Below are 13,288 nucleotides of genomic sequence, written 5' to 3'. Positions count from 1 at the left end.
TCTCGTGGTCGTATAGGTTACTGTGTCACTATCGGAAGCGGATTCCGCACGTTCATCTTGAGACTGGGCCGTCTACTCGGCGACAGTAGTCGAGATAAGACAGTCATTGATTATTGATGTTTCTAAGCACGAGACATCTCCGATCACGACAATGTCTAGCATGTATCTAACAATCTTATTTGCCATGGGGTAGACAGGTGAATGTCGTTTCACCAACTCTCCACGGTCCTGGTTGCGTTCTTTCTGGTCATCGCGGCGAGCCTATCGGGGGTGACAGCGATCACCCCGAAGCCCACAGAGGCCGGTGGGGACGGCACCGACCTCGTCTCCGTGAGCGACGGGCTCGAACGCACTACCCCAAACGTCTCTGAGACGCAGACACCGACCCCCTCTTCCCAACCGATTTCGACGCCAGAATCTACCTCGACGCCGACCCCGACGAACGTCCCGCCAACACCAACACCATCTCCAACGCCAACACCAACACCATCTCCAACGCCAACACCAACACCATCTCCAACGCCAACACCAACACCATCTCCAACGCCAACACCAACACCATCTCCAACGCCAACACCAACACCATCTCCAACGCCAACACCAACACCATCTCCAACGCCAACACCAACACCATCTCCAACGCCAACACCAACACCATCTCCAACGCCAACACCAACACCGACGGAGAGCGAATCGATGTCCGTGCCGGTGACCGATGGTCTCGTCCTCGCGCTGACGGCCGACGAGGGCGTCGTCACCGACGGTCAGACGGCTACGGCGTGGCAGGACCAGACGTCGGGGGGGAACGACCTCTCCGCGACCGGTCGACCAGCGCTACTCAGGTCCGGAACTCCGACCGATATGCCGGCACTCCGATTCGACGGTGACGATGACGCGCTACGCCGCGACGGGACGAGTGGCCTTCCGACGGGGAGCGAAGACCGGACTGTCGTTCTTGTCGCTCGATACCGCTCTACTGGGACGGGGGGGTTCAGCTACGGTGCTCCCCGGGGGAACCAGGCGTTCGGACTGGTGGTCGACAGAGACGGACTACTGGCAATCCAGGGGTGGGGTGGCTCCAGCGACTTCGTCTCCGAGACTCCCGGGACGGGGGCCGGCTGGCTGACGCAGACCGCCGTCCTGAACGACGGTCGGCTGTCTCACTACTCCGACGGGAGCGAGATCGACGTCGCGACGCACACCTTCGATACAGCGGCCGACGAGATCGTACTGGGGGCGAACCCGAACGCACCACCCTATACCGAGATGGACGTCGCAGCGGTCCTAGTGTACGACCGGGCACTCTCGGACGCCGAACGCGAGGAGCTACAGCAGGACCTGGACACCACCTACATCGGGTCCACAGCGGAACCGAATCAGCCTCCGAACACCAACGGCGACTCAGCCAGCGTGCCAGTGGGTGAGTCTGTTACTGTCGACGTGCTGGCCAACGACTCCGATTTCGACGGGACGCTGGACCCCTCGTCGGTCACCGTTGCGAGTGGGGCCGAGAACGGCACGGTGACAGTCAACGGGACGACCGGCGTCGTCACCTACACCCACGACGGCTCGACCGCCACGACCGACTCGTTCACCTACACCGTCGCTGACGACGATGGCGCCACCTCAAACGAGACGACTGTCTCCATGGATGTGACGTCCTCGAATACGGCGCCGACAGCCAACGACGACTCCGCGTCCGTTCCGCAGGGTGAGTCGGTCGCCGTCGACGTGCTGGCCAACGACTCCGACACGGAGGGGACCGTCGACGCTTCGACGGTCGCTGTCGTGAGCGGACCATCGAACGGGACACTGACCGTGAACGAGACAACGGGAGCCGTCACCTACACCCACGACGGCTCGACGGCCGCTACCGATTCGTTCACCTACACCGTCGACGACGACGACGGCGCTACCTCCGACGAGGCCACCGTCTCCATCGACGTGACGGGCATCGAGACGAGCGAACCGCCGACAGCGAGCGACGATGCGGTCGCGCTGTATCCCGGAACGACCGTGGTCGTCGACGTTCTGGCGAACGATGCTGACCCCGACGGAACCCTCGACCAGTCGAGTCTCGATATCGTAGAGCGGCCGTCCAACGGCACGCTGCAAGTCCTCGGCAACTCCGGGAGGATACGGTACGCTCACGGATTGTTCGCCGGGTACGAGGACACGCTGACGTACCGTGTGGCCGACGACGACGGGAACCTCTCCAATATCGCCACGGTCACCTTCGAGGTCACGAAGGACGCTCCTCGAGGCCGTAGAGGCGTCGTCGATCCGTCGTCGACGAGCACGATCGGTGACGACACCCAGACCAAGAGTCTGAGCACGACCCAGGACACGTCCACCGCTAGCTTCTCCACCAGTTCGAACTTCTCGGCGGTCAGGATACTCACGGGGTACAACCAACCAGTCGCCTTCACGTTCCTTCCAGACGGACGGATGATACTTCTCCAGAAGAACGGCGAGATGTTCATCGCCAACGCCACCGAGTCGCCCGCGGTGGCCGAGCCGTACATGACGGTGTCGAACGTCCGGACGAGGGGTGAGCAGGGTCTCCTCGACATCGCGCTGGACCCCGACTTCGGTCAGAACGGGTACTTCTACGTCTACTACACGAACGACACGGTCGACAAGAACCGCATCTCCCGGTTCCAGCACGTCGAGAACAGCGGTGGCATCGAGAGTGCGGGGGACCCAGCTAGCGAGGCAGTCGTCTGGCAGAACGAGCAGACGAACGTCTCTCGGTGCTGTCACTTCGGTGGTGGCCTCGACGTCGGCCCTGACGGACGGATCTACCTCACGACCGGTGAACAGTTCAACGGCTCGGCCGCGCAGGACCTCTCGAACGCCAACGGCAAGATCATCCGGGTGAACCGCGACGGTTCCATCCCGAGCACCAATCCGTTCGTCGACGACCCGGACGCCCTGGATTCCATCTACGCCTACGGGCTCCGGAACCCTTACCGTGCGAACTTCGACCAACCGACCTCGCGCTTCTTCATCGGCGAGGTCGGGGGAAACAACGACAGCACCGCCTACGAGGACATCAACCTAGGTGAGAGCGCCGCGAACTACGGCTGGCCCGAGTGTGAAGGTTACTGTGACAACCCGGACTACACCGACCCCATCTACGCCTACCCGCACGACGGGACCGGGGCGTCGGTGACCGTCGGTCCGCTGTATCGGGGACAACAGTTCCCGTCGACGTACAACGAGACACTGTTCTACAGCGACTACGTACGGGGCTGGATCAAGTACCTGACGTTCGACAGTACTGGTGACGTCCAGACGAGCGAGGACTTCTACAGCTCGAGCGACGCCATCGTATTCGTCGGACAGGGACCGGACGGGTCGCTTTACTACACTGGTATCGTCGACGGTAACGTCTATCGAATCAGCTACACCGACAATCAGCCACCCGAGATAACGGAGGCGACCGCGAATACGACGTCGGGGCCCTCGCCCCAGACAGTCGCGTTCACCGGGAACGCGACCGACCCCGACGGCGATGCCCTCTCGTACACCTGGGTGTTCGGCGACGGGACACAGGCGAGCGGGAAGGACGCGACTCACACGTACGGCTCGCCGGGAAGCTACGACGCGTACCTGGAGGTGACGGACGGGTCTAATACGGTCACGTCCGCACGTATCACGATTCAGGTCGGGAGTCCACCGAGCGTGAACATCACGGCCCCGGCCAACGAGTCCCTGTTCCGGGCGGGCGAGACGATCAACTTCGTCGCTAACGCCTCGGACCCCGAGGACGGAACCCTCTCCGACTCGCAGTACGACTGGACGCTGACATTCCTGCACGACGAGCACACCCACCCTGGCTTCGACGACGTTAACGGAGACACGGCGAACTACACGGTTCCGACGGAAGGCCACGATTACAGCAGCGACACTGGCTACGAGGCGACGGTCACGGTGACGGACTCCGACGGACTGACCGCTACGGATTCGGTGTTCGTCTTCCCAGACAAGGTCAACCTCACGTTCGACACCGAACCGTCAGGGCTGTCGTTCAAACTCGACTCGATCACTCGAGACACGCCGTACACCCACGACACCGCCATCAACTTCACACACACTATCGAAGCACCGGAGACGCAGTGTGTCGACGGGACGGAGTACGCATTCCAGAGTTGGTCCGACGGCGGCGCTCGTGTACACGATATCACCGTCCCCGAGACGGACACCACTTACACCGCGACGTACGAAGCCGTCGGTGCCTGCGACCAGCTGGTGACGAATGGGCTGGTGTTGCACCTCGAGTCCGACACCGGCCTCTCGACCACCGACGGAACCGTCGCGAGCTGGGCCGACCAGTCCGGCCAGGACAACGACCTCTCGGCCGAGGGAGACCCCACCCTCATCACCGGCGCGACGCCGTCGGGAGCCGCCGCGGTGAGCTTCGACGGCACCGACGACGCACTCTCACGGTCGACACTCAACGCCTTCCCGACTGGCAACCAGAACCGGACTGTCTTCCTCGTCACGAGCTATCAATCGACCGGCTTCGGTGGGTTCACCTGGGGCGACGTGAACGGAAACGAAGCCTTCGGCACCACCGTCGACGACGAGGGCGTCTTGATGATTCAGGGCTGGGGGGGCCCCAACGACTACCCCGCAGGCGTCACCGGAACGGGTGCCGGCTGGCTCAGCCAGTCCGTCGTGCTGGCCAACGACCAGTTCACCCACTACAAGGACGGCACTCAAATCGACGCCCAGACTCACACGTTCAATACGGGCACCAACGAGGCGGTGCTGGGAGCAGAATTGAACCGCTCGCCGTACCTCGACATGGAAGTCGCCGCCGTCCTCGTCTACGACCGCGCCCTGACCGACACCGAACGCCAACAGGTCGAAACGTACCTCCAGGACACCTACCTAAACACGAGTAGCAACACGGCGCCGACCGCACTGGACGACTCGGCGTCCGTTACGCAGGGAGAATCCGTCGACATCGACGTCCTGGCCAACGACTCGGATAGCGACGGTACCCTCGACGCATCCTCCGTGACGATCGTCACCGCCCCGTCGAGCGGCTCGACCTCGGTCAATACCACGACTGGCGTCGTCACCTACACCCACGACGGCTCGACCACCACGACCGACTCGTTCACCTACACGGTCGACGACGACGATGGCGCGACATCGAACGAGGCCACGGTCTCCATCGACATCACCTCGAGCAACACGACGGGAGACCTCCCCGTGACGAATGGGCTGGTGTTGCACCTCGAGTCCGACACCGGCCTCTCGACCACCGACGGAACCGTCGCGAGCTGGGCCGACCAGTCCGGCCAGGACAACGACCTCGCTGCGGAAGGAGCTCCGACGCTACTGACCGGTGCGACGCCTTCGGGAGCGGCGGCGGTGAGCTTCGACGGCACCGACGACACCCTGAGTCGGACCAGCCTCAACGGCTTCCCGACCGGTAACCAGAATCGGACCGTCTTCCTCGTCACGAGCTACCAGTCGGTCGGCTTCGGCGGCTTCGCCTGGGGTGACCACTCACCGAACCGCGCCTTCGGCACCACCGTCGACGACAACGGCGAGTTGATGCTCCAGGGCTGGGGCGGCCCCAACGACTACCCCGCAGGCGTCACGGGGACCGATGCCGGGTGGCTCACCCAGTCCGTCACACTCGCGAACGACCAGTTCACCCACTACAAAGACGGCACCCAAATCGGCACCGGAACCCACACCTTCGACACCGGCACCGGTCAGGCTGTCCTCGGCGCGGAACTCGACGCACCCCCATACCTCGACATGCAAGTCGCTTCCGTCCTCGTCTACGACCGCGCTCTCACCGACACCGAACGCCAACAGGTCCAACAGTACCTCCAAGACACCTACCTCGACACGACCAGCAACACGGCGCCGACCGCACTGGACGACGCCGCCTCGGTCACACAAGGTGACTCGGTCGACGTGGACGTCCTCGCCAACGACTCCGATTCAGACGGCACGCTCGACCCCTCCTCGGTCACCATCGTGAGCCAACCTTCGAACGGCTCAGTCTCGGTGAATACGTCGACCGGCATCGTCACCTACACTCACGACGGCTCGACCACCACGACCGACTCGTTCACCTACACCGTCGACGACGACGACGGAGCGACTTCGAACGAAGCCACCGTCTCCATCGATGTGACCTCCTCGAATACGGCGCCAACAGCCAACGACGACTCCGCGTCCGTTCCCCAAGGTGAATCAGCGGAGGTGGACGTCCTGGCGAACGACTCGGATAGCGACGGAACCCTCGGACCGTCCTCAGTCACTATCGTCACCGCCCCGTCGAACGGCTCGGCCTCGGTGAATACGTCGACCGGCATCGTCACCTACACTCACGACGGCTCGACCACCACGACCGACTCGTTTACCTACACCGTCGACGACGACGACGGAGCGACGTCCAACGAGGCCACAGTCTCCATCGACGTCACCGCGAGCGGCACGACGGACCTCCCCGTGACGAATGGGCTGGTGTTGCACCTCGAGTCCGACACCGGCCTCTCGACCACCGACGGAGCAGTGACGAGCTGGGCCGACCAGTCCGGCCAGGACAACGACCTCTCGGCCGAGGGCGCCCCCACCTTGGTGACCGGTGCGACGCCTTCGGGAGCGGCGGCGGTGAGCTTCGACGGCACCGACGACACCCTGAATCGGACCAGCCTCAACGGCTTCCCGACCAGCAACCAGAATCGGACCGTCTTCCTCGTCACGAGCTACCAGTCGGTCGGCTTCGGCGGCTTCGCCTGGGGTGACCACTCACCGAACCGCGCCTTCGGCACCACCGTCGACGACAACGGCGAGTTGATGCTCCAGGGCTGGGGCGGCCCCAACGACTACCCCGCAGGCGTCACGGGGACCGATGCCGGGTGGCTGACTCAATCGGTCGTCCTCGCGAACGACCAGTTCACCCACTACAAAGACGGCACCCAAATCGGCACCGGAACCCACACCTTCGACACCGGTACCGGTCAGGCTGTCCTCGGCGCGGAACTCGACGCACCCCCATACCTCGACATGCAAGTCGCCGCGGTGCTGGTCTATGACCGCGCTCTCACCGACACCGAACGCCAACAGGTCCAACAGTACCTCCAAGATACCTACCTCGACACCAGTAGCTGACGACGACTCACCTGCTCGGTGGAGATACAGTGTCTCGTGGCAGTCTGGCGCATCCTCTGCGCTACGAGTGTTGGATATCCTACTCCGGGGAGCGAGGATAGCAGACATATTCTTCCCCATTCATTTACCAATAGAAATACATGCAAAAATGAAAAACCCTTATCATATACTATAGTAACTACAGATGTCTAGTGCGACCCGGAGGCGAGGAGAGGACGGGCAACTGTCAGAGGCCGACCCGTAAACGGCGACGGGGAGTCTCGTCGAGGGGACCGGCACCACGGGTGACCGACTTCGTGATCGGCGGGCTGGGAGGAGTCACCCGTACTGAACCCGACTCCACAGAGCCCGAATCGAGGGAGGAGACAGTGAAAGAGACAACCGAAGAGGAAATCCAAAACGTCCTCACGTTCGACACCGAGCACTGGTACTCCGCGACGCTCCTGACGGATGCGGTCACTGACCCGACGACACACATCCAGCAGTCGGTGGAGACGGTGCTGGAGATACTCGCACGTTACGACGCGAAATCGACGTTCTTCGTCGTCGGAGAGGTTGCCCAAGAACACCCTGGTCTCGTCGGACGTATCGCGGACGAGGGACACGAGGTCGCGTCGCACGGCCACACTCACACGCCGCTCTTCGACCTGACGCGGGAGACGTTCAGTGAGGAGATCTGTCGGAGCGTAGAGGCGATAGAGGCAGCCACCGGTGAGCAGGTCGTTGGATTCCGAGCCCCGAACTTCTCGATAACGCCGAAGACCCGTTGGGCGATAGAGACGCTCGTCGAGTACGGGTTCGCGTACGATTCGAGTATCTTCCCCGTCCGGACGCCGATGTACGGGGTGTCGAACGCGCCGAAGCGGCCGTATCTCGCCTGCTCGGACACCCCGTTCGTCGACCAGCCGGTCGAATCGAGATTTGACAGCCCGCGGTCGAACGGACACGTACGAGAAGTCTCGGTAGCCGATGGTGTGGGTCCGGTGCGGCTGATGTCACCGGAACCGATGGCGAGACACGGGACGATACTCGAACTGCCGCCCGCAGTGTTCCACCCACGGTTCCCGGTCCCAATAGCTGGCGGGTTCTACGCGCGTTTGCTCCCCAGTTCGATCGTCCACCAGGGTATCAGGAATCTGAACGCCCGTCACATCCCAGCCACCATCTACTTCCACCCCTGGGAGTTCAACGAGGACGTCGTCCGGCAGGACATCCCCTTCCACAAGCGGTTCATCTCGTATCGGGGAATCGGAGGGATGGCTACCAAACTGGAGAAGCTCCTCTCGAAGTTCAGCTTCGGCCCGGCGGAGAATCTGATCGGTCAGTATCGAGGTCCCGTCGATCCACCCTAGTGCGACGATACAGGCCACATCCTCGACTCACCGGTCGTCCGTGCCATCGCTGTCGTCTCGACCGAGCAGAGTCAGAGCCACCGCGATACCGAGAGCCACTGCCGTGGGGGCAGGGTCCGTACTTAGGTACAACCCCGGAGTCTGAGGCGCGTAGTCAGTGATGGGCCAGAGCAGCGGGTAGGAACCGCCTGTGGGCGTTCTGAGGAATGCGTCGGCCACGAGATGCGAGGCTCCGCCGAGCAAGAGGAGCGCGACCACTCGCGAGCGATGCTCCGCACTCGTCAGTACGCCTCCGACGAGGCTGCCGAGTACCACCCCACCGGTCGTGTGAAGTCCAGTCCACGAGAACGGAATATCAAGCGTCTGTCGGATTGCGTACGGGGAGACGAGGAGATTCAGTTTAGAGACGTCCGGGAGGAGTGCACCTCCCATGGCGACGGCTACGTACGGTGGCGAGAGCCAGACACATCTTCGGGAGAGAATCAGACATACCGAATATACGATCAGGACGTGGGTGAGCCAGTCAGGCATCCGAATCCTCCTCCGTTTTGTCCACGAGCCCGGAATCCGTATCCTGCTTGGCCCACCGGGGTGCACTACGAGGAACCAGTTCCAGATTCGAGACGTCGAAACTCCACGTACGCATCCCCAGAAGCAGGACCCACACGCCAGCCACGAGCGAGACGGCGTACGTGTAGAACAGGCCCCACCACGGGACCACGATCATGCGTATCACGTCGACCGTTCGCTCGTCGACCAAGACGCCGTACGAGTGGCTGAGGCTCCCGGTCTCAGGACAGCAGGTCCCGCCGACGAGGGTCACGGTCACCGTGCTGTCTCCCGGCCCAGTGACACGGACACGAACGGGCTCTTCGTCGACGACAGAGCCGCTGACGACGACTTCCTCTCCGACGAACGCCTGTGGGTTGGCAAAGAGTACCTGCTGTCCCGAGAGTACGGGCTCCGTGCTCCTTACCGTATCGTAAAAGACGGGGAGTGAGACGTACGCGCCCAAGAGCACCAGAAGTACCGCAATCCGGACGGCTACTGATCGGCGCATGCAGGGGTATGCGAGGCGTTCTACTTCGTTCTTCGTCCCCTGCCACGGGTACCCTCACTGTTACCGGTGCGCCCCATTCGGGTTGCTCATATCGACTCGCCCGTTGTTCAGGGGTCTAGTTCTCGGTGGGATCGTCAACGACGCGGTGAGCTGGTAGACCAGCACCCGCAATGTGGGTGTACGAGCCGGAGACGCCCGTGGCGACTCAGACGTCCGCCAGCCACACCGAGATTCTGCGGTCGGCCTCGCGGAGCCGGTCCATCGAGGTCGCGTAGGAGAGCCGGAGGTAGTCCGCGGCCGCGGGGCCGAAGTCGACGCCGGGTGTCGTCGCCACGCCCGCCTCGTCGAGCAGGCGGTCGGCCACGTCGAACGCGTCACCGAGTTCGGAGACATCCACGAGGAGGTAGTACGCGCCACCGGGGGTGTAGCCGAGGTCGAGGCCGTGACCCCAGTCGGCGACGGCGTCGACGAGGAGGTCCCGGCGCTCGCGGTAGGTCTCCCTGACGCGGTCGAGGTGGTCGTCCTCGCGTTCGAGCGCCACCCGCCCGGCTTCCTGGACGAACGAGGGCGCACAGATGAACAGATTCTGCACGAGGCGGTTCACCACGTCGGCGTAGGACTCGGGGACGACGACCCAGCCGAGCCGCCAGCCGGTCATTGCGTAGCGCTTCGAGAAGCCGTCGGTGACGAACGCCTCGTCGGTGAACTCGAGGACGGAGCGGGCCTCCACGTCGTAGTCCAGCCCGTGGTAGATCTCGTCGGCGACGACGGTCGTCCCCCTGGTCTCGGCGAGCTCCACGACCTCGCGGAGCGTGTCACCGTCCATCACCGCGCCGGTGGGGTTGGCGGGCGAGTTGAGCAGGAGCACCTCGGGGTCGCGTTCCAGCGCGGCGGCGAACCGGTCGGGCCGGAGCGCGAACCCCTCGGTCGCGTCGAGTTCGACCGTCCGTACCGTGGCGCCGGTCTGCCGGACGAAGTTCGGGTAGCACGCGTAGTGCGGGTCGGTCAGCACCGCCTCGTCGCCGGGGTCGAGCGTCGCCAGACAGGCCAGCAACAGCCCGGGCGAGGACCCCGGCGTCACCAGGATCCGCTCCGGCGAGACGTCCACCCCGTAGGTCCGGTCGTAGTAGTCGGCGATGGCTTCCCTGAGGCCGAGTTTCCCGGCCGCGGCGGTGTAGCCGGTGTCACCACGTCGGAGCGCGTCGACGGCCGCGTCGACGACGTACCCCGGTGGCTCGAAGTCCGGTTCGCCCACCTCGAGGTGGACGGCGTCGGCGCGTTCGCTGGCCCGCCTGAACACCTCCATCGCCAGGAACGGCGTCGTCTCGTCGGCGCGGTCCGATACCATACGCGTCGTTGTCCCGAGGTGGGCAAAAGCGTGGGCGTCGCGGCGAACGGCGAGCGGCGACGGACGACGGCGACCCGGGAATTTTTTAGGCTTGCCTAAACACTACAGAGTATGCGTGATCGCGATGGAGGGCGGAGACGGCGGCGGGCCGGCCGGCGGACGCCACGGCGATGACCGACCGAGCGCAGTACCTGCTCGCGCTCTACGTCGCCCAGCACCGGGAGTCCCCGCCGGTCTCACCCGGCGTCGTCGCCGAGTTGCTCGACCGGACGCCAGGGACGGCCGTCGAGGTGTTCCACCGGTTCGACGACGAAGGGCTCGTGGAGTACGAGCCGTACCAGGGTGTCGAACTCACCGAGGCGGGCCGCGAGCGCGCCGCGGCGCTCCACGAGACGTACGTGACCCTCTCGTGGTTCTTCCGGAGCGTCCTTGACCTCGACGAGTACGAACGCGAGGCGATGGAGATGGCGGGGGTGCTCAGCCCGGTGGTGGCCGAGCGACTGGTGGCGCTACTTCCATACGACCCACCCGACGGCGAGGTGTCACCGTCGGAGGGCGCAGAGGGCTAGGGAGGCCTCGTTGGCCCGCTCAGAACGGCGGCTCGTAGTCCTGGTACTCCTCCATCGTCTCCATCTCTTCGGTCTTGTCGGGCATCACGGCCGCGCGCGGCCCACTCGTCCGTCGGACCGTCACCCTGGTCACCTCGTCGACCTCCTCGGGGAGCCGTCGTTCGATGGCCCGCATCGTCATCGGCGCGATACCACAGCCCGAGCAGGCCCCGCCGATGGCGACGGTGATCTCGCCGGACTCCTCGTCCACGTCCTCTATCTGGAAGTTGCCGCCGTGGTCCTGAATCTGCGGGACGCTGCTGCTCAGGTAGTTCCGGGTCCGTCGTTCGAGGCTTTCGGCACTCATACACCTCCCGCTTCGGTCGCTACGACCATATACTTGTCCTGTTTGGCACCCCTAAACCAAACACACGAGTGTTTGGAGCGCCTAAAAGACCACATATTTGGTTAAGTGGGCACATAACGTGCGCTCATCCGGCACGAACACGTCCCGACGGGCGGCGGGCGACGACGACCGGCGCGGCACGGTCGGGGTTCGTCCAGCCGCCGCCCACCTTCTCGCGTGGCTCACATAGATTCTTCAACGAGAGGCGACGACCCCGGATATGGCTACCATCGTGCGGGGGACGGTACCCGCCGAGGAGTTCGCGCTGGCACGCACGCTCGGGGCGTACCCCGACGCCGAGGTGGAGTGTGAGCGCATCATCCGGAGCGGCGAGTCGTCGGTGATGCCGCTCCTGTGGATGCGCCACGTCGACCGCGAGGCCGTCGAGCGGTCGTTCGAGGCGGACCCGACGGTCGACGACGTGACCTGCCTCTCGGAGTTCGAGGACGAGACGCTCTACCGGATGAACTGGGTCGACCACGTCGACCTCCTGTTGCAGCTGTTGACGAACGCGGAGGCGACCGTCCTCGACGCCTACGGCCAGGGCAACCGGTGGCAGCTCAGGGTGTTCTACCCCGACCGCGACCACTTCTCGCGGACCCACGAGTTCGCCGAGGCCCACGGCCTGACGTTCGACGTCGAGTCCATCCGCGAGCTGGAGGGCGAGCCGGCGGGCCGCTTCGGGCTGAGCGAGGACCAGTACGAGGCGCTCGTGCTGGCGACCCGCCGGGGCTTCTTCGAGATCCCGCGCGAGACGACGATGGAGGAACTCGCCAGCGAACTCGACATCTCCCACCAGGCGCTCTCGGAGCGGCTCCGCCGGGCGACGGGGTCGCTCGTCGAGGACACACTCCTCGTCGGGCCGGTCTCGGAGGCGGGCAGCGGGTAGCGCTGGGGATGGGGCCTTGCGAGCGAAGGCAGAACGCCCGGGACGACGTGGCCCACAGTTCCAGTCGTGAGTGAATCACCATCGACACGGTCGGTGTCGGAGAAGCGCAGACTCCCGAACGCCGTTGCCGCAGTCGTCGAGCGGCCGGTCAAGGAGGCCGTCCACGAGGCGCTCGCGGAGGCCTCGGTGACGGTCGTCACGGACGATCCGGGCGCGGAGTCGTGGCGTGACGCCGACGGGGTGGCATCGGACGACGGAGACACGGCGACGGACGCCGAGGGCGAGGGCGGGGACGGGTCGGTCAGTCCGGAGGACGGCGACTCGCGCAGTCGGCGCCGTCGCGGCCTGCTCGGGCTGGCCGCGCTCGTCTCGCTCGCGGCACTGGCGGCGTTCGTCCAGTACCGCCGCGAGCGCGGGGCCTCGGGCTCGGACACGACCGCGGTCGCCGGCGCCGAGAGTCAGGGCGAAGCCGTCTTCACCACGGACACCAGCGGTTAGCGGCCGGCCAGTCCGCACCGCCCTCCTCGACCCGTCAC

At 64.6% G+C, this 13,288-nt stretch carries 10 protein-coding genes; 5 read left to right on the top strand and 5 right to left on the bottom strand.

What is annotated here, in order from left to right:
* Window positions 1–418 precede the first annotated feature (418 nt).
* The gene (locus N0B31_RS19860; protein ID WP_260593380.1) at window positions 419–673 is read right to left on the bottom strand and encodes a hypothetical protein; all 255 of its coding nucleotides are present in this window, start codon (window positions 671–673) and stop codon (window positions 419–421) included.
* A 35-nt stretch (window positions 674–708) separates the two neighbouring features.
* Here N0B31_RS19860 and N0B31_RS19855 point away from each other — a divergent pair, with 35 nt between their 5' ends.
* Together N0B31_RS19855 and N0B31_RS19850 are read left to right on the top strand one after the other, a co-directional pair.
* Window positions 709–7,149: an Ig-like domain-containing protein gene (locus N0B31_RS19855; RefSeq protein ID WP_260593379.1), complete on the top strand. Its 6,441-nt coding sequence runs from the start codon at window positions 709–711 to the stop codon at window positions 7,147–7,149.
* Between the two features lie 284 nt (window positions 7,150–7,433).
* Window positions 7,434–8,501, top strand: a complete 1,068-nt coding sequence (locus N0B31_RS19850; RefSeq protein WP_260593378.1) for a polysaccharide deacetylase family protein — start codon at window positions 7,434–7,436, stop codon at window positions 8,499–8,501.
* 27 nt (window positions 8,502–8,528) lie between these two features.
* Here the strand turns inward: N0B31_RS19850 and N0B31_RS19845 are convergent, their stop codons facing one another.
* From N0B31_RS19845 to N0B31_RS19835, 3 genes are all read right to left on the bottom strand, one after another.
* Complete coding sequence (locus N0B31_RS19845) at window positions 8,529–9,032, bottom strand: metal-dependent hydrolase (protein WP_260593377.1); 504 nt, start codon at window positions 9,030–9,032, stop codon at window positions 8,529–8,531.
* Window positions 9,025–9,561, bottom strand: a complete 537-nt coding sequence (locus tag N0B31_RS19840; RefSeq protein WP_260593376.1) for an OB-like fold-containing membrane protein — start codon at window positions 9,559–9,561, stop codon at window positions 9,025–9,027. The genes N0B31_RS19845 and N0B31_RS19840 overlap by 8 nt, the downstream gene beginning before the upstream one ends.
* Before the next feature lie 205 nt (window positions 9,562–9,766).
* The gene (locus N0B31_RS19835; RefSeq protein ID WP_260593375.1) at window positions 9,767–10,909 is read right to left on the bottom strand and encodes a pyridoxal phosphate-dependent aminotransferase; all 1,143 of its coding nucleotides are present in this window, start codon (window positions 10,907–10,909) and stop codon (window positions 9,767–9,769) included.
* 170 nt (window positions 10,910–11,079) lie between these two features.
* Here N0B31_RS19835 and N0B31_RS19830 point away from each other — a divergent pair, with 170 nt between their 5' ends.
* Complete coding sequence (locus tag N0B31_RS19830) at window positions 11,080–11,478, top strand: metal-dependent transcriptional regulator (protein ID WP_260593374.1); 399 nt, start codon at window positions 11,080–11,082, stop codon at window positions 11,476–11,478.
* Between the two features lie 19 nt (window positions 11,479–11,497).
* Here N0B31_RS19830 and N0B31_RS19825 read toward each other — a convergent pair whose 3' ends face one another.
* Window positions 11,498–11,824, bottom strand: a complete 327-nt coding sequence (locus tag N0B31_RS19825) for a NifU family protein (protein WP_260593373.1) — start codon at window positions 11,822–11,824, stop codon at window positions 11,498–11,500.
* A 259-nt stretch (window positions 11,825–12,083) separates the two neighbouring features.
* Here N0B31_RS19825 and N0B31_RS19820 point away from each other — a divergent pair, with 259 nt between their 5' ends.
* Together N0B31_RS19820 and N0B31_RS19815 are read left to right on the top strand one after the other, a co-directional pair.
* Entirely contained in the window at window positions 12,084–12,752 is a 669-nt protein-coding gene (locus tag N0B31_RS19820; RefSeq protein WP_260593372.1) for a helix-turn-helix domain-containing protein, read from the top strand.
* 93 nt (window positions 12,753–12,845) lie between these two features.
* The gene (locus tag N0B31_RS19815; protein ID WP_260593371.1) at window positions 12,846–13,250 is read left to right on the top strand and encodes a hypothetical protein; all 405 of its coding nucleotides are present in this window, start codon (window positions 12,846–12,848) and stop codon (window positions 13,248–13,250) included.
* The last annotated feature ends 38 nt before the right edge of the window (window positions 13,251–13,288 follow it).

Origin of the sequence: Salinirubellus salinus, from assembly GCF_025231485.1 — an archaeon.
Taxonomy (GTDB): domain Archaea; phylum Halobacteriota; class Halobacteria; order Halobacteriales; family Haloarculaceae; genus Salinirubellus; species Salinirubellus salinus.
Note: the sequence above shows the minus strand (reverse complement) of the source record. Positions and strands in the feature narration are given on the sequence as shown.

Excerpts from the sequence above, each read along its gene's own strand:
- N0B31_RS19845 (WP_260593377.1), bottom strand. The coding sequence starts at position 9,032 with ATGCCTGACTGGCTCACCCACGTCCTGATCGTATATTCGGTATGTCTG.
- N0B31_RS19840 (WP_260593376.1), bottom strand. The coding sequence starts at position 9,561 with ATGCGCCGATCAGTAGCCGTCCGGATTGCGGTACTTCTGGTGCTCTTG.
- N0B31_RS19835 (WP_260593375.1), bottom strand. The coding sequence starts at position 10,909 with ATGGTATCGGACCGCGCCGACGAGACGACGCCGTTCCTGGCGATGGAG.
- N0B31_RS19830 (WP_260593374.1), top strand. The coding sequence starts at position 11,080 with ATGACCGACCGAGCGCAGTACCTGCTCGCGCTCTACGTCGCCCAGCAC.
- N0B31_RS19825 (WP_260593373.1), bottom strand. The coding sequence starts at position 11,824 with ATGAGTGCCGAAAGCCTCGAACGACGGACCCGGAACTACCTGAGCAGC.
- N0B31_RS19820 (WP_260593372.1), top strand. The coding sequence starts at position 12,084 with ATGGCTACCATCGTGCGGGGGACGGTACCCGCCGAGGAGTTCGCGCTG.